The following is a 17,639-nucleotide window of genomic DNA, read 5'->3' as shown; positions in this document are numbered from 1 at the left end:
CTCAATTGAATTAACTTTAATTAAAAATCAGAATGAGTGACATGTGTATATCAATGAGTGAAGTGGAATACTATTTTAGTAACATGGGCTTTTTTATGGTAATTGGGCCATAATTGTTAATTGTCAATTTTTGCAAACCAAATAAAGTATGTAAGTTTAATCCAATTATTTATTATAATAAGTGAAAATATTAAAGACATTTATAACATTATTAGGTTTCTGTATACTCAGTTTTTCTATCTATGGACAAGATAGAGTGGTCTCAAAGAAATTTGAAGAAACAGTATTTAGCATAAGGGGATCCGTTTATGAAAAAGGGACTTACAAACCCTATAGAGATGCGGAGATACTCGTAAATGGTGGTAGGTATACTACAACTAGTTTTGATGGTACGTTTACTATTAGAGCAAAAATTGGTGATGAACTCATAATAAGTCATGATGATTTTGAAACGATTTATCACACAGTACAATCTAATGAACGTATTACTATAAAAGTTGTAGATGAAGATAAATTTGATGGACGATCAAAGTTGAGCGGAAATCTGAAGCGTTTCAATGAAATGATTGATTCAGCAGATGTCTATCTCAAATCTGATGCTGAAAAAAGTATAAAATTTGTAGGTGATGCGCTAAGCGTAAATGACACTTCAAGTCAAAGTGCCCAAGCACATGAGTTGCTAGGTGATATTTATATGCATTGGAAACAATATGATTTAGCTATTTCTGCTTATAAAATTAGTATTCAAAATTTTGAAACTCCATCTGCTAAGTTAAAATTGGCAAAAGCTTACCAAAATAATGGCGATTTTCAAAAAAGTATATCTACTTATGAAAATTTAAATGAAAAGGATTTGTCTAACTATGAAAAAGCAAGTTTACACGAAGGTATTGGAGACGCTAATTTAAAAATCAATAACATTCCTAAAGCTATTACATCTTATCAAGAAGGGCTTGAGGTAGCAAACAAGCATCTAATAGCTCCAAAAGTTACCGACTTAAATTCTAAAATTGCTCAAGCGTATAATGAACAAGGGGAAAAGAGCAAGGCAAATTTTTACTTTAATAATTCTCTGAATTTAGCTGAAAAAGAAAATAGGACAAGAGCTATTGAAGAGAAAGTAAAAGTGGCAGAGTTTAATAGTGATAATCAGGATTACGAAAGCGAGATAGAATTACGAAAGGAAATAATAAATGATATTAAAGAGATAGAGCGGGATTCTGTTATTTCTAATGAAAGTGCTATTACTTCACAAAAGCAGAACTATAAAATTGGTAATGCTTTAATTATGCAAAATAGAAATGATGACGCCATACCATATTTAGAAAAGAGTAGAAAAGAGGCAGATGAAAAAGGAGACCTTGTAGTAGGAAAAGATGCATCAAGAAAACTGTCTGAAGCTCTTATCAAAAAAGGTGATACTGAAAAAGGATTAGCTATGATTGAAAATTATGAAAACATAGTTGACGAATTATACGCGAAAAAAGAACAAGAAATATCTCAAGCAGCCAGATTTAGTAGAAATATTGCCGAGCTGCAAAACAGAAAAACTTTATTAGAAAGTGATAGAGCTCTGTCTAAGAGTAAGTATGATTTAACACAAGAACAAAACAAAAGTCAGAAATTAATTATTTACTCACTTATTAGTGGTCTAGTGTTGCTTTTGGTTACGGCTTACTTTATGTTTAAATATATTAAGCAACAAAAATTGGCAAATAATCTCTTGGCTCTTAAATCTTTACGAAGCCAAATGAATCCGCATTTTATTTTCAATGCGTTAAACTCAGTGAATAGCTTTATAGCATCAAATGATGAACGAACAGCAAATAAATATTTATCAGATTTTTCTCATTTAATGCGTTCGGTTTTAGAGAATAGTGAAGAGGATTTTATTCCACTTAAAAAAGAAGTTGAATTACTAGATTTGTATACGAAATTAGAGCATTTTAGATTTCAAGATAAGTTTGATTATACAATAGATGTGGATGAATCAATTAATGTTGAAGAGTTTCAAATACCACCAATGTTATTGCAACCTTATATAGAGAATGCGGTTTGGCATGGATTGCGCTACAAAACAGAGAAGGGACATTTAAATATTAATATACAGCCGAGAACCAAAAACGAATTGACTATTACGATTACTGATGATGGTATTGGTAGAGCACGCTCTAAAGCTTTAAAAACGGAACATCAGAAAAAGCAAAATTCTAAGGGCATGAACAATATTAAAAAGCGTGTCGCTATTTTAAATGAAATGTATAAAGATAAGGTTGATGTTACCATTGAAGATTTTCAAGAGTCAGAAGATGCAGGGACAAAGGTTGTGGTGACATTAAAAAAGGATTAATTATGAAGTTAAATGCCATTTTAGTAGAAGATGAAGAAAAGAGTAGAGAGATTTTAAGAAATTATCTCACTAAATACTGCCCAAATATTTCAATTGTTGGTGAAGCAGCGAATGTAGAAGATGCGCTAGTTTTAATTAGAAATAATGATTTAGATGTTGTGTTTTTAGATGTAGAAATGCCCTATGGAAATGCTTTTGATTTATTAGACAAAGTTGGCGATATTAATTTTGAAACCATATTTGTTACAGCCTACAATCATTATGCTATTGAAGCTTTAAATGCTCACGCTTCCTATTATTTAATGAAACCAATTTCTATTGATGATTTAATAAAAGCTGTAGATTATGTTACTGAAATTAGAGTTAAGGAAGATGCATTACAAGACCAGGTTTTGGTACCAAAAACAAACTCGGTTAATGGTAAAATTACCATTCCACAACAAGATGGATTTGAGGTTATAGAAACAGCCGATATTATGTATTGCAAAGCTGATGATAATTATACAGAAATATTCTTAAATACTAATAAAAAGAAGTTAGTGAGCAAAACTTTAAAGTATATAGAAGAAAGCCTAAAAGATGCTAATTTTGCTAGAGTTCATAAAAGTTATTTGGTGAACGTCAATGAAGTGGTGAAATATGTAAAAGGTAAAGGTGGAAGTGTGGTTTTAAGTAATGGTAAAGAGATTATGGTCTCTGCTTCTAAAAAGTCTGATTTGTTATCTTATTTTAAATAAACTATGTCTATAATTAAACCAGTAAATGGTAATCGTCCGCAAATACCAGAAGATTGTTTTGTAGCAGAAAATGCAACTATAGTAGGAGATGTTACTATGGGGAAACAATGTAGTATTTGGTTTAGTGCCGTCATAAGAGGTGACGTACATTATATAAGAATGGGTGATAAGGTAAATGTTCAAGATGGTGCCATAATTCATGCTACCTATCAAAAGTCTCCGACTACGATTGGTAATAATGTGTCAATTGGGCACAATGCCATTGTACATGGTTGTACAGTAAAGGATAATGTGCTTATTGGTATGGGAAGTATTATAATGGATGATGCCGTTATAGAAAGTAATAGTATTATTGCAGCCGGTGCCGTTGTTACCCAAAACACTATAGTTGAATCTGGAAGTATTTATGCTGGTGTGCCAGCAAAAAAAGTAAAAGACATTAGTAAGGAATTGATTTTGGGAGAGATTGATCGTATTGCAAATAATTATGTGAAATACTCAGGTTGGTTTAAAGACTAATTTTTAGTTTTTTTATTAAAGCTTCAACATTCTTAATCTCATTTAATACTTCATCTGTTAATAAGGTTGTCAGCTGATGACTTTCAAGTTTTAAAATTGTTGGATATATGACTTTTACTTTTGGGAACTTTGCTTCAAATTCATCTTTATGATAGAACTCCATTACTAGATGACTTTCTTTTCTAAATTTTTTCCAAGTTGCATTTTCTGTGAAGGTATCATAAGTTAAATGACAGAGACTACATGGATAGCTAGATGGACTAAATAATTTATGCCCAGCATCAAATAGTGCATTTAATTTCCCTGAATTTGCATTATATATAAAAAGTAATGTCATAAATCATTAGTGCGATTTTGATAACAATCCTTACTAAAAATCTAAATATGCAGTATCGAATTGATTCTTTAGTATAGTGTTAAGTACTTGAATATTACCATTAGAATATAGATAAATTGATGCCTTATTATTAGAGGTAATTAATAATTTATTCGAAGCTAAAACAGTCTCAGTTTGTTTAGCAACAGCTAATCCAGAATCAATAATCTTTACATGCTCAGGAAGCATTTTAGACAGCATTGGAATAAGGTAAGGGTAATGTGTGCATCCTAAGACTAGGAAATCAATATTTTGCGCTAACATGGGTTCTAAATAGCGGTCTAAAAGTGTCTCCATTTCTATAGAGTCTAACATTGCATTTTCAATTAATGGCACAATACCTTCTCCTACTTGTTCAATTACTTTTATACCGCTTGCATATAAATCCGTTGTTTTGTGGAATAAATGGCTACTTAACGTTCCTTTAGTAGCTAATATGCCTATAGTTTTGGTTTGCGTATTTAGTGCTGCAGGTTTGATAGCTGGCTCAATACCAATAAAAGGAACCTCATAATTGGTTCTCAGATAGGTTATAGCATTTGTTGTTGCTGTATTGCATGCAACAACAATAAGTTTACAGTTTTTTCTAATGAGTAGTTCTGTGTTTTTTATGCACAGTTGAAGAATTTCTTCTTGAGACTTATTGCCATAAGGTGCATTTCTACTATCGGCTAAATAGATGATGTTTTCATTTGGTAGAAGGGTATGAATCTCCTTAAAGATAGATGTACCTCCAATACCAGAATCGAATATACCAATAGGTGTTTTCATCAATACAAAAATAAAAAGTCGCTTAGAGATAAGCGACTTTTTAAAAATTTATTTTATTACGAATTAGATCTTTAATTCTGCTTTAACATCATCTAAAAGATTTTTACCTTTTGCTATAATTAAACCACCAGCTTCGAATACATATTGTATACCTTGTGCAGTAGCTACTTTTTCAATTGCAGCTTTAGCCTCTTCTGTAATTGGCTTAAGCATATTAAATCTTTTTTCTTCTAAGTCTTTTTGCGCTTGCTGCTGAAATTGTCCGATACTTTGTTTAATACCTTCTACTTCTTGCATACGTTTCGTATTCTCTTCTTGAGTTTGTGACTCAGCTTCAGCATTATATTGTGCTAATTTTTTCTCTAGTTCTTTAAGTGAACCTTGTATTTCAGCTTCATAGGTTTCCCCCATTTGCTTAATCTCTGCTTGTGCCTTAGCGTATGCTGGCATTGCTTCTATAAGTTCCTGTGTATTAATATGTGCAAGTTTACCTTGTGCAGCTGAAAAACTAGTAGCTCCAATAAAAAGTGCGGTTGCAAATAGTAAAGTTTTTAAATGTTTCATTTGTTCTAAATTGTATTTGTGTGTTATAAATATTAATTGTCTTTATTTTTTTTCCTAGCCTTTGCTATAGAATCATTCTTTTTTGTTTGTTTTTCACGTTCCTCACGTGCTTTTTTTCTTTGATCTAAGATCTTTTGTTTTCTGGCTTCTAGTGCTTTTCGTCTTTCGGCACGGTCTTTTGCTTTAATTTCTGCAGCTGTTAAAGGTTTTTTAGCACTTGTAGAATCTTTCTTAACAGTTCCTTTAGCTTTTGTGCTATCAATCTTTACAGAAGTTTTAGCTTTAGCTGTTGTGTCTTCAGGTTTGTCATTACTTTCAGACGTTTTTTTCTTTCTGGCATCTAATGCTTTTTGGCGACGCTCTTCAGCTTCACGCTTTTTAGCATCTCTCAACTCTTGTTGCTTTTTTCTTCTATCCTCAGCAGCTTTTTCACGTTCTGCACGTTTTGCTGCTAACTCAGCTTCTCTTGTCGCTTTTCGTTCTTCTAGTGCTTTTTGCCGAGCGTCTTTTTCTTCACTAACTACAGGTACTACAGCTTCATCTTCTAAAGCTTTACGCTCTTTTTTATTTTTAGCTTGAGCTCTTTTAGATGTTCTCGTGATTGTTTTTAATACACGCTCACTCAAATCGTAACGTTCTGCAGAATATAGCATTACTACGTCTGCGGACTTATCGAGTACAAAATCATATTTACCTGTTGATGCAATGTCTTGCACTGCTGCGAATATTTGATCTTGTATAGGCTCTATCAACTGACGCTTTTGAATCATTAAATCTCCATTTGGTCCAAAACGTTTTTGTTGATAATCTAAAATCTCTGCTTCTTCAAAAGAAATATCTTCTAGTCGTTCTTCATATAATTCTTTTGTTAATAGAACACTCTCATTTTCAAGTTCTTTTTTCTTTTGTTCAATTACACTTAATTTCTGTTCTACTTCAGACTTCCATTTCAAAACCTTCTTATCTAATTGCGTCGAAGCTTCTTGATATTCTGGAACATTTTGTAAGATGTATTCTGTATCTATATAACCAATTCTAACACCACGTTGTGCGCTCGCATTAAAGCTCATCAGACTTATTATTGCCAATAAAAAAAGAACTTTATATTTCATCTTTTTGTGTTTTTGTTTTGAGATCTATTTTGGTATAACCAAACTTATCCTTGTTTTCAGTGTTACATTACTTCAAATTAACGAAATATATTCTTAAAAATTTTAACACCATGATGAAATCCTTATTTAGCAATTAGAAAATATCGTGCCAAACTTAAAATTGTTGTCCGATTATGAAGTGTGTTTCCCATTTTCGTGGCGATGATCCATCTGGTAAAGTATCAAAGGCGTGACCAAAATCAATACCTAATAAACCAAAAGCTGGCATGAAAATTCTTAGCCCAACACCAGCAGATCTCTGAAGGTCAAAAGGGTTGAAATCTTTAAAATCATTAACTGATTGACCAGCCTCTAAAAATGATAAAGCATAAATCTTTGCTTGTGCACCTAAAGTAATAGGATAACGTAACTCAAGAGAAAACTTATTATAAATCGAACCACCATCTTGTGATGATAAAGATTGATTTGGATATCCTCTTAACTGAATAACTTCTCTACCATCTAATGCAAAATTTCCTAATCCATCACCTCCTACGAAGAAACGCTCAAATGGAATAATACCTCTATTATTATCGTAAGCACCCAAGAAACCAAATTCCATACTTGGACGTAACACTAACTTTTTTGTTAATGAAGTGTACCAATCTACCTTAAATTTTATTTTGTAAAATTCTAACCATTTAAAGCGTTCTTGGTCAATTTCACCAATACGGGTCAAATCATCTGCATCTGTAGGATCTAGTTCATCTCTTTCTTCTTTTAAAGCTTTGTAATCAACCCCATTTACTAGTGAGTATGGAAATGAGAATTTTGCAGAAGCTGAAAAGCTAGAACCGCCTGTTGGAAATATAGGATCAGTATATAAGTTGTTTCTACTTAAACCAATGGTATATGATAAGTTATTTGACGTACCATCACCAAATGTAAATAAACCAGTATTGTAATTTTGTAAATCGTAGTGCTGGTAACTTACTGCCTGTGATAGTAAGAAATAATCATCTGGCTCAGATAACCTTGTAGATAGACCAAAAGTTAGACCTGTAATATTAAAACGCCTACTTTTATCTGCCCTTCGAGTTGTCGGATTAAACAAAAATTGTCTTGAATGCGAAAGTGATGTTGATAGCTGATAAGGTTTTTTACCTCCTAACCAAGGTTCACTAAAAGAAAAACTATAGGTTTGAAAAAACTGACTCGCCTGTAATCTTAACGCTAAACTTTGACCATCACCCCTTGGTACAGGTTTATAGGCTTCTTTCTTAAAAATGTCTTTAATTGCAAAATTATTAAAGGATAATCCTAATGTACCAATAAAGCCTCCACCACCATAACCACCTTGTAGTTGTATTTGACTAGAACCTTGTTCTACAACAGAATATTCTACATCTAATGTCCCATCAACAGGATTAGGATTTTTAATATTTGGTGCTATTTGCTGTGCATCAAAATAACCAAGTTGACCAAGTTCTCTTATTGTTCTTATAATTTTTGCTTTACTGTATAATTCACCAGGACGTGTTCTTATTTCTCTGTAGATTACATGATCGTTAGTTACATCATTACCAATCACAGTTACATTATTAAAGTATGCAGGTTTACCTTCTGAGATACGGATTTCCATATCAATAACATTACCTTCAGCACTTACCTCAACAGGGTTTATAGTTGAGAACATATAACCAAAATTTTGGTAAGCATTAGTTAAATCATCAGCATCAGGATTCGTCTCGTCCGCAATGCGCTCTCTTAGTTCTACACCATTATAAGTATCACCCTCTTTTATTCTAAGAATTGCGGCTAATTGTCTATCTGTATAAACTGTATTTCCTACAAAGGTTATCTTACCAAATGTATATTTTTCACCTTCTTCTACTTCGATATTTAAACTTATAGTTTTATCATCTACATAAGTTATGGAATCAGATAAAATTCTTGCATCTCTATAACCATTCTCTTTGTAATAATCAACAACACTAACGAGGTCGGTTTTGAAATCTTCTTCTATATATTTAGAACGTTTTAAAATACGAATAGGATTCTTTTTCTTCGTATTTTTCATTGCTTTACGAAGCTTTTTGTCCTTTATTTTTTCGTTTCCGTCAAAAGTTATCTTCTTTATTTTTACCTTTTTACCTTTGTCTATTTTTATAAACATGTTAACACGTTCTTTCTCAACAGAGTCAATAACTTGAGATGTTGTGATATTAACTTTAGTGTTATAAAAACCTTTCTTTTTATATTTATTGGTAAGGAAGTTTTTTGTTGTTGCAAGAAGGTTTTCAGTAATTTTCTGGCCGGTTTTAAGATTATTCTCATTGATAATCTCGTCTTTTCTTCCTTTTTTAACACCTTCAATAGTAAGATCTAAAAGTTCAGGCAAGTCAATAAGGTTGATTTCTAGGTTTGCATTACGACCTTCGATATTAGTAACATAAATATCAATACTACTAAACAGATTTGATTTCCATAAAGTTTTTACAGCATTGGCAATTTTTTCACCACCAACTTGTATCTCTTCATCTTTTCTAAGTTTTGAGTATGCAATTATAGTTTGTGCACTAAAATTAGTGTTTCCAGTAACTGTAATCTCTTTAATTAAATATTTTTCTCCACCTTGTACTTGAGAATTACTAGTAAATGAAATTGTAAAAAAGAATACAGTACAAATAAGGGTTTTAATTGATTTCAATACTGATATGTTAGGTGAGTTGTTCGCTTGTTTTTCCAAATCTTCGTTCTCTATTTTGATAATTTATTAGCGCTTCATATAGATTCTCTTTTTTAAAATCTGGCCATAAAATATCTGTAAAATATAATTCTGCGTAAGCTATTTGCCAAAGCAAAAAGTTACTTATACGATGTTCACCACTTGTGCGAATAAGTAAGTCAACATCTGGTAAATTTTGCGTGTAAAGATGCTTATTAATAATGGATTCATCAATACTTTCTGTAGAAATTATATTATTTTTAACTTTAAGTGATAATTCTTTAATAACATTAACAATTTCTTCACGAGATCCATAGCTTAATGCCAAGGTTAATGTCATATTCGTATTATTTTTTGTCTTTTCTATAACATCTAAAAGTTCTTGATGGGCCTTTTTTGGTAAATCACCTAGACACCCAATAGCAGATAACTTTATGTTATTGTCTTGTAGAGTTTTTATTTCTTTCTTTAATGATTTTACTAAAAGTTTCATTAAAGTTTGTACTTCTAGCTTTGGTCTATTCCAATTTTCTGTAGAAAAGGCATATAAGGTTAAGTTTTTTATACCTAATTCTGCGCTTGCTTCAACAGTTTGCCTTACTGATTTTGTGCCATTTTCATGGCCAATAACACGCATAAAGCCTTGTTGTTTTGCCCAACGACCATTTCCATCCATTATAATTGCTACATGGTTGGGAAGTTTCTCTTTGTTTAATTGTTCTTTAAGACTCATTTAAAAATTGCAATAACAAGGTCTTCTACCAAAGGTGTAAGTTAAGGTAAATCCTGAAAATACATACCAATCTGTGCTATTTGTATTTCCAAAGCTAAATTGTTCTCTAAATTCTGCATCAGGCACACTTCCATCTAGTTCATCAGAAAATGTATAACGAGCACCAATCTCGGCTGCTAATATAAGGTGATTAGTAATATTAGTCTTATAACCTAATGCCATAGGAATTCCATATGCCCAACTACTTGTATTCTCTGAAGTTACCTGACCAGCTTGATTAAAATAAAAATTGTCGTGATTGGCCAAGGAAATACCTCCATATAAATAAGGAGTGCCTTTCATGTCACTTGTATGTAAGTCGAAATCTAAAAATGTAAATTCCATACCAGCAGAAATTTCAAGAATACTCGTATTAAAGCGATAGCCTCGTCGTACTCGTCTTGGATCATCTGATTTTCCGTCAACACCTTCTAAATTTGAAAAAATCAATGAAGCTCTAAAAGAATGTCTAGGACTTCTATTCCACTTTACTATAGCTCCAAATGCTCCTTGATTAGGCGAAATATAGGTGGTCTCACCAACATCGCCAATAAAATTACTGCCACCAGCAAAAATGCCAACCTCATAGATTTGAGCATCAACGTTTTTAACCACAAATAGACTTAATAGAATTAGAAAAAAATACCTCATAAATTTTTCAAAGTTTGCAAATATAACAATTATGATTTGTGTTAAATAATTTGACACAAAATGTATTACAGATAAACAGATTTTGGTGGTATTTATTGTCTAATTACGACGATCTTCGCCCCAAAGTAGTTTTTTTCGGAGGGTATTTAAAAAAGTTTCATCTAAGAGTTCAACCATTTTAATTACGAAGTTTGCTTTTTTTACATTAACTATAGTAGAGTTTGGTAATGTAACAATTCTAGAATCTAAAGACATTAAAAACTGATCTTCTCTACCATCTACTTTAAAACTTACCCTTGTATCGTCTGGAATAATCAACGGACGAGCACTAAGGTTATGAGGCGCTATAGGAGTTAATGCGAAATTTTTAGTAGCTGGAGTAATTACTGGTCCTCCGCAACTTAAGGAGTAACCAGTGGAACCTGTTGGTGTTGATAGAATCAAACCATCTGCCCAATAAGAAGTTAAATACTCATCATTTAGATGTGTTTCAACTGTAATCATCGAAGTTGTATTTTTTCTACTTATAGCAATCTCGTTAAGTGCAAAATGTGTTTCTTCAATGTCATTATGTTTAGGATGTGTATCTACACTTAGTAAAGAACGTTCAGAAATTTTATAGTTGCCTTTAAATATCTCCGAAAGTGCTGATGCAATATCGTCAGTTTGTACGGTTGCTAAAAAACCTAGTCGACCTGTGTTAATACCAACAATCGGTATACCTAAATCTCTAACATAAGTTATGGCTCTTAGTATTGTACCATCACCACCAATACTGATAAGTAAGTCATAACTTTTATCTAAGTCTTTAAAACTTCTTACTGCAGAACTATTTTTTAAAGCATCATTTTGAAGACTTAAAAAGTCAACTTCAACATATATACTTACTTTATGTTCTAAAAGTACTTCTAAGAGAATTTCAAAAGCTTCTTGAGTCGCCTCCTTTGCGTAATTCTGACCATATACTGCTACTTTCATTCCTTACATGTTTAGGTATTTGTCTAAATATTGAGAGCGTTCTTTTAGGTTTTCGATATAAGAATCTTCTTCATGCCCAGAAATGATATTGTAACTATAACGTCTAAAGGTATGGATGACATCATTAATACTTGCGTTTCCAATTTTTATCGTTATTCTAACTAAATCGCTTTCCATTTTAGAAATAAATGCACCTAATAGTTTGGCATCATTAGATTCTACAATCTGACTAATTTCACTGAATGAATAATCATGAATTCCTTTTTCAACGATTAAGATTCCACCTGGCTCAGAGAAGAAAGGTGTTTCATTAAACAAGTGAATGATATCATTGAGTTCGTAATAGCCTAGATATTTATTGTTGTGGTCTAAAATAGGCATTACGTTAGAATCATTTTGAGCAAAAGCCTCTAACACATCTAGCCAGTTTGAAGTAGGTCTTACAAAAAAGCCTTCGATTGTATGATGACATTCACTAATTGATTTTACACTTTCAAAACAATGTACATCAGTTTCAGAAATACAGCCTAAATAAACTCCATCTTTCTGAATAGGAATATGTGAATAGGTCAGTTGATTAAAAAGCATTTGCAAATCACTGACTTTGTCATTTAAACTGAGTGGCTTTATGTCATTAATAACTAAATCTTGTAGTTGCATATTAGGCTTTAAATATCCTGCAAATTAATCAAAAATTACCATAAAAAGCGTGTTGTAGTTTGTATTTTTGTATGACAAATTCTATAAAATGACAAAGCTAAGTGTTAATATAAATAAGATAGCAACCTTAAGAAATAGTAGAGGAGGAGATGTGCCTAATGTGGTTCAATTTGCTAAAGATGTACAGCATTTTGGAGCAGAAGGTGTTACGATTCATCCAAGACCAGATGAGCGTCATATTCGTTATCAAGATGCCTATGATTTAAAACCAGAAGTTTATACAGAATATAATATAGAAGGGAATCCTATTCCGAAGTTTGTAGATATGGTTTTAGATATTAAACCAACACAAGTAACATTGGTGCCAGATGCCGTTGATGCTATTACATCTAATGCAGGTTGGGACACGATTAAACATAAAGATTTTTTAGTTGAAGTAATTAAAGAATTTAAAAGCAATGGTATTAGAACTTCCATATTTGTAGATCCAGACTTACATCAGGTAGAAGGAGCTAAAGAAACCGGAACTGATAGAATAGAACTTTATACTGAAGCTTTTGCGCATCAATATAGTTTAGGAAATAAGGAAGCTATAATACCATATATGGAGTGCTCAGGATTAGCAAACACTTTACAACTTGGTATCAATGCTGGACATGATTTATCACTTGGCAATATAAAATACTTCAAAGAAAATATTACAGGTTTACTTGAGGTTTCTATTGGGCATGCATTAATAGCCGAGAGTTTATATATGGGAGCTGAGAATGTAATTGGTATGTATTTAGATAAGTTAAAATGATATTACATTCAAATACTTTTGGAGAAGGAAAGCCATTCGTAATTCTTCACGGCTTTTTAGGAATGGGTGACAATTGGAAAACATTAGCTAGACAGTTTTCTGAGTCTAATTTTAAAATGCATTTAGTTGATCAACGCAATCATGGACGTAGTTTTCACTCAGATGATTTTGATTATGAGTTAATGGCAGAAGATTTAAAACACTATTGCGATGAAAACGAGTTAAGTGATATTGTTTTGTTAGGGCATTCCATGGGAGGCAAAACTGCAATGTTATTTGCGACTAAATATCCAGAATTGGTAAGCAAGCTTTTAGTAGCAGATATTTCACCGCGATATTATCCAGTTCATCATGATGCTATATTAGAAGGGTTGAGTAGTTTAGATTTTTCTGAAATAAAAAGTAGAGGGCAAGCAGATATAGCATTGAGTTATTATGTAGATGAAATAGGAACGCGAATGTTTTTACTCAAAAATTTATATTGGGTTGAAAAAGGGCAATTGGGTTTAAGAATCAATTTAGAAGTTTTGAAAGAAAATGTTTCGGAAGTTGGTGAAGTATTACCAATGCATGCAACATTTGAAAAGGAGACCTTGTTTTTACGAGGAGATCGTTCTGAATATATTGGTGAAGCAGATGAAGCCAATATTCAAAGGCATTTTTCAAATTCAGAAATAGTAACAATCAGTAATGCAGGTCACTGGTTGCATGCAGAAAATCCTAAAGATTTTTACAGAGCAGTAATTGATTTTCTACCATCCTAAAAATTAGTACTTTTAAAATATGAAATACATTTTCGTAATCCTTTTAGTTGTTTCAAGCTTTAATTTGTCATTCTCCCAAGAAAAACCAGATGGTCCTTTTAAAGACTACTACAAAACTGGAGAGTTAAAAGTTGAAGGTCAACATAAAAACAATAAACGAGTTGGTGCTTGGATAGCCTATCATAAAAACGGACAAATTTCGAGTACATTTAGTTATACTAATGGCAAAATGGATTTTGAAGGAACTTCATTCTATGAGAATGGTGTTGTAAGGCGTAAAGGTGTAAAAGAAAATGGCATTATTGTAATAAGAGGTTACTATGAGAGCGGAAAATTATTCTATGAGCGAGCTCGAAAAAGCGGTTATTATAAAGAGTTTAGAGAAGATGGTTCTTTAAAAGTAGAAGCAAATTATTTAGACTACGAGCTTTATGGTAAATGGAGACAATATGATGTGCAAAGTCAATTAGAGTGGAGCGTAAGCTATGAAAAGGGCTCTAGGAATGGAATTTACGAATCTTTTTATCCTAATGGTAAACTAAAACTTAAAGGCATAATTTTAAAGGATAAAAAACAAGGTGAAGAAAAACGATTTAACGAAAATGGTAATCTTCTATGGAAAGGAGCTTATACTAATAATGAATTTTCTAAGACTTGGATTAAATATGATGCTAACGGTAAGAAAATAAAAAAGATAAAAGTATCTAAAGGAGTAGAGGATTTAGATATAGAACCTACAATAGTTCCTGATGGAGTGATAGAACGCGTTGCTATATTTCCTGGTTGCGAAGAGTTATTCGGTAATAAAGCCAGAAAAAAATGTATCAATCAAAATGTGGCGCAACTTATATCAGTAAATTTTGATATAAACAAAGCTAAGGGACTAGGACTAAAAGGTAAACAGAGGATATTTGTAACGTTTAAGGTAGATAAATACGGTTATGTTAGCATTACTAAAATAAAAGCACCACATCCTATATTAAGAATAGAAGCACAACGTGTAATGCAAGAAATGCCAAGATTCACACCAGGTTATCAACGTGGAAAACCAGTAGCAATGCCATTTTCAATACCAATTGTATTTATGGTTGAATAAAATAAATAACATTAGAAAATGAATAAACTGATCAAACTATTATTAAACGCAGTAGCAGTTTTTGTGCTAGCAGAAGTTCTTAATGGAGTCTATGTAGACAACTATATAACATCTTTGATTGTTGCAGCCGTACTCTCTGTATTAAATATATTAGTAAAGCCAATCTTAGTTATTTTGACTTTGCCTGTGACAATATTGACATTAGGATTATTTTTATTTGTAATCAATGCACTTATTATTTTATTGGCAGATAAACTTATTGATGGATTTAGTGTAGATGGTATATGGACAGCAATACTTTTTAGTGTGCTTTTATGTGTTCTTCAATCGTTGCTACATTCCTTCTTAAAAAAAGACAAAAAATAGCTGTAACATTTATGTTTTGAAATCATTGCTAAATGAAATGATGATTTTTAATTTTATACGATGGTAAAAATTAAAGCATAGCCTAAGCTACGTTTCCTGTTTTTAACAGAAATGGAAAGTTAAAAAGGGCGTTTTATTGCAGTTATTTTGAAAGTATAAATGGTATAACAATCAAAGGGTTAAAAGTATTGTTGGGTTGTAAAAAATATTGTATTTTTGCAGCCCAATTTTAGTTTCAAAAAAATGAACATTACAAGAGAAAACATTGATGCATTAAATGCAGTTGTAACAGTGGATATCGCTAAAGAAGATTATAGTGATAAAGTAGAAAAGATTTTAACAGATTATCGAAAGTCTGCAAACATTCCAGGTTTTAGAAAAGGTCATGTACCAATGGGAATGGTTAAGAAACAATATGGTAAGGCTGTGTTAGTTGATGAGGTGAATAAATTATTACAAGACGCTCTTGGGAAGTATTTGGTTGAAGAAAAGCTAGACGTTTTAGGTAACCCATTACCTAAACCTCAAGACGATTTAGATTGGGATGCAGACGCATTTTCTTTTGAGTTTGAATTAGGTTTAGCACCAGAATTCGATGTAAAACTAAAAGGCAAAAAAGCAATTACGCATTATAACATAGTTGCAGATGATAAGATGATCAATAACCAAATTGAGCATATCCAAAAGCAATATGGTAAAATAATTTCACAAAATGAAGCAGATAAAGATTCAGAGGTTACTGGTACCTTCTTCAATGAAGAAAAAGGGATCGATAATTCTACAATGATGACTTTAGATAAATTAAAGGGGAAAACTAACCCAAAGAAATTTATCGGAGCTAAAGTAGGTGACGTTATTACTCTTAAGACTAAAGGGTTGTTTAATAATGACAATGATTTAATGACATTTTTAAAGGTACCTCAAGATATTGCTGATGGTTTAAATGTCGAAGTTAATTTTGAAATCACTGAAATCAATGGTAGAGAATTAGCGGATTTAGATCAGGAATTGTTTGATAAGTTATTCGGTAAAGCCATTGTAACTTCTGTTACAGAATTGAAAGAGAAGATTAAAGAAGATTCTGAGAAGCAATTTGTGCAACAAGGTGATCAGAAATTATTGAACGATGTTACTGAATATTTAGTAGAAAATACAAAGTTCGATTTACCAGCAAGTTTTTTACAGAAATGGATGCAAACTGCGGGTGAAGAAGTGATGTCAGAAGACCAAGCTAAAGAAGAATATGAAAAGTCAGAAAAAAGCATGCGTTATCAGTTAATAGAAGGGAAACTTATCAACGAACACAAATTACAAGTTCAGTTTGAAGATTTGAAAGCCTATTCAATGGAAATGATAAAAGGTCAGATGGCTCAATTTGGTCAAATGAATCCTTCAGAAAAAGAATTAGAAGATATTGCAGCACGTATTTTAGGAAACCAAGATGAGGTGAAGCGTTTATCAGAACAGTTAATGAGCCAAAAACTATTAGGCTTATATAAAGCTGAAGCAAATATTAAGACAAAAGAAATCACTTATGATGATTTTGTTAAAGAATTCTACAGTTAATCGATATTGAATTAATTAGTATCTTTAAGGCGTAGAACTGAAAAGTTTTACGCTTTTTTTGGCACTTATTTTCTATGAAAAATTCGTGTCGTCCTGAACTTATTATCGGGATATCATTAGATTAAGAATAATACAAATTTCAACAATTAAAAGATTTAAAAATAAATGGATTACGGAAAAGAATTTGAAAAATTTGCGATAAAAGATCAAGGTGTAAATAGTATGTACTATGATAAAATTATACAGAGTATGTATCCTACAAACCTAACACCAAATATTATTGAAGAGCGTCAAATGAACATTGCTGTTTTTGATGTGTTTTCTCGTTTAATGATGGATCGAATTATCTTTTTAGGTACTGGCGTAAATGATCAGGTTGCAAATATTATTCAAGCCCAATTATTATTTCTTCAAAGTACTGATGCATCTAAAGATGTTCAAATATATATAAACTCACCAGGAGGATCTGTTTATGCAGGTTTGGGTATTTATGATACAATGCAATTTATAAAACCAGACGTAGCAACAATATGTACAGGTATTGCAGCTTCTATGGCAGCAGTATTATTGTGTGCTGGAGAAAAAGGAAAACGCTCAGCTTTAAAACACTCTCGTGTTATGATACATCAACCAATGAGTGGTACTCAAGGTCAAGTATCTGATATGGAAATTGCAGTAAGAGAAACCTTGAAAATTAAGAAAGAATTGTATGATATTATCTCTAGTCATTCAGGTAAAACTTATGACCAAGTTGAAAAAGACTCTGACCGTGATTATTGGATGACTTCTAACGAAGCATTAGATTACGGTATGATTGATGAAGTGCTACAACGCAAGTAAACCCTTAT

Annotated in this window: 18 protein-coding genes; 9 read left to right on the top strand and 9 right to left on the bottom strand. The window is 31.9% G+C overall.

What is annotated here, in order from left to right; all coding sequences use genetic code 11:
• Positions 1 to 181 precede the first annotated feature (181 nt).
• Genes WPG_RS04230 through WPG_RS04220 form a run of 3 tightly spaced genes read left to right on the top strand, consistent with a single transcriptional unit; the run spans position 182 to position 3,606 of the window.
• Positions 182 to 2,350, top strand: a complete 2,169-nt coding sequence (locus tag WPG_RS04230) for a histidine kinase (protein ID WP_052471146.1) — start codon at positions 182 to 184, stop codon at positions 2,348 to 2,350.
• A gap of 2 nt (positions 2,351 to 2,352) precedes the next feature.
• On the top strand, positions 2,353 to 3,087 hold the full coding sequence (locus WPG_RS04225; protein WP_045469760.1) for a LytR/AlgR family response regulator transcription factor: 735 nt from the start codon (positions 2,353 to 2,355) through the stop codon (positions 3,085 to 3,087).
• A 3-nt stretch (positions 3,088 to 3,090) separates the two neighbouring features.
• Positions 3,091 to 3,606 (top strand): gamma carbonic anhydrase family protein, encoded by a 516-nt coding sequence (locus tag WPG_RS04220; protein WP_045469757.1) that lies wholly within the window; start codon positions 3,091 to 3,093, stop codon positions 3,604 to 3,606.
• Here the strand turns inward: WPG_RS04220 and WPG_RS04215 are convergent.
• From WPG_RS04215 to WPG_RS04175, 9 genes are all read right to left on the bottom strand, one after another.
• Complete coding sequence (locus WPG_RS04215) at positions 3,596 to 3,943, bottom strand: hypothetical protein (RefSeq protein WP_045469754.1); 348 nt, start codon at positions 3,941 to 3,943, stop codon at positions 3,596 to 3,598. The genes WPG_RS04220 and WPG_RS04215 overlap by 11 nt on opposite strands.
• Positions 3,944 to 3,976: 33 nt before the next feature.
• On the bottom strand, positions 3,977 to 4,756 hold the full coding sequence (gene murI / locus WPG_RS04210) for a glutamate racemase (RefSeq protein ID WP_410529693.1): 780 nt from the start codon (positions 4,754 to 4,756) through the stop codon (positions 3,977 to 3,979).
• Positions 4,757 to 4,816: 60 nt separating this feature from the next.
• The gene (locus tag WPG_RS04205; protein WP_045469748.1) at positions 4,817 to 5,317 is read right to left on the bottom strand and encodes an OmpH family outer membrane protein; all 501 of its coding nucleotides are present in this window, start codon (positions 5,315 to 5,317) and stop codon (positions 4,817 to 4,819) included.
• Between the two features lie 32 nt (positions 5,318 to 5,349).
• Complete coding sequence (locus WPG_RS04200; RefSeq protein WP_045469745.1) at positions 5,350 to 6,429, bottom strand: OmpH family outer membrane protein; 1,080 nt, start codon at positions 6,427 to 6,429, stop codon at positions 5,350 to 5,352.
• A 154-nt stretch (positions 6,430 to 6,583) separates the two neighbouring features.
• Positions 6,584 to 9,157 (bottom strand): outer membrane protein assembly factor BamA, encoded by a 2,574-nt coding sequence (bamA, locus tag WPG_RS04195; RefSeq protein WP_045469743.1) that lies wholly within the window; start codon positions 9,155 to 9,157, stop codon positions 6,584 to 6,586.
• On the bottom strand, positions 9,129 to 9,869 hold the full coding sequence (locus WPG_RS04190; protein ID WP_045469740.1) for an isoprenyl transferase: 741 nt from the start codon (positions 9,867 to 9,869) through the stop codon (positions 9,129 to 9,131). Before WPG_RS04190 ends, bamA begins: the two co-directional genes overlap by 29 nt.
• Positions 9,870 to 10,559 (bottom strand): DUF6089 family protein, encoded by a 690-nt coding sequence (locus WPG_RS04185; protein ID WP_045469736.1) that lies wholly within the window; start codon positions 10,557 to 10,559, stop codon positions 9,870 to 9,872.
• A gap of 99 nt (positions 10,560 to 10,658) precedes the next feature.
• Positions 10,659 to 11,537, bottom strand: coding sequence for an NAD kinase (locus WPG_RS04180; RefSeq protein ID WP_045469734.1), 879 nt, complete (start codon positions 11,535 to 11,537; stop codon positions 10,659 to 10,661).
• A gap of 3 nt (positions 11,538 to 11,540) precedes the next feature.
• Positions 11,541 to 12,197, bottom strand: coding sequence for a CBS domain-containing protein (locus tag WPG_RS04175; RefSeq protein WP_045469731.1), 657 nt, complete (start codon positions 12,195 to 12,197; stop codon positions 11,541 to 11,543).
• 88 nt (positions 12,198 to 12,285) lie between these two features.
• Between WPG_RS04175 and WPG_RS04170 the strand changes: the two genes are divergently transcribed.
• The 6 genes from WPG_RS04170 to clpP all read left to right on the top strand — a co-directional run bounded on the left by WPG_RS04170 (position 12,286) and on the right by clpP (position 17,631).
• Positions 12,286 to 12,999, top strand: a complete 714-nt coding sequence (locus WPG_RS04170) for a pyridoxine 5'-phosphate synthase (protein WP_045469728.1) — start codon at positions 12,286 to 12,288, stop codon at positions 12,997 to 12,999.
• A complete protein-coding gene (locus WPG_RS04165; RefSeq protein WP_045469725.1) occupies positions 12,996 to 13,763 on the top strand; it encodes an alpha/beta fold hydrolase in 768 nt (255 codons plus the stop codon). Before WPG_RS04170 ends, WPG_RS04165 begins: the two co-directional genes overlap by 4 nt.
• Before the next feature lie 19 nt (positions 13,764 to 13,782).
• On the top strand, positions 13,783 to 14,859 hold the full coding sequence (locus WPG_RS17240; RefSeq protein ID WP_052471145.1) for an energy transducer TonB: 1,077 nt from the start codon (positions 13,783 to 13,785) through the stop codon (positions 14,857 to 14,859).
• Positions 14,860 to 14,877: 18 nt separating this feature from the next.
• On the top strand, positions 14,878 to 15,225 hold the full coding sequence (locus WPG_RS04155) for a phage holin family protein (RefSeq protein ID WP_045469722.1): 348 nt from the start codon (positions 14,878 to 14,880) through the stop codon (positions 15,223 to 15,225).
• A gap of 243 nt (positions 15,226 to 15,468) precedes the next feature.
• Positions 15,469 to 16,791 carry a trigger factor gene (gene tig / locus WPG_RS04150; RefSeq protein WP_045469719.1) on the top strand — a complete coding sequence of 441 codons (1,323 nt, stop codon included), beginning with the start codon at positions 15,469 to 15,471 and terminating at the stop codon, positions 16,789 to 16,791.
• A gap of 165 nt (positions 16,792 to 16,956) precedes the next feature.
• Positions 16,957 to 17,631 carry an ATP-dependent Clp endopeptidase proteolytic subunit ClpP gene (clpP, locus tag WPG_RS04145; protein ID WP_045469716.1) on the top strand — a complete coding sequence of 225 codons (675 nt, stop codon included), beginning with the start codon at positions 16,957 to 16,959 and terminating at the stop codon, positions 17,629 to 17,631.
• Positions 17,632 to 17,639 lie beyond the last annotated feature (8 nt).

This window comes from Winogradskyella sp. PG-2 (genome assembly GCF_000828715.1).
GTDB lineage: Bacteria > Bacteroidota > Bacteroidia > Flavobacteriales > Flavobacteriaceae > Winogradskyella.
This window is presented reverse-complemented; position numbering and strand designations above follow the sequence as displayed.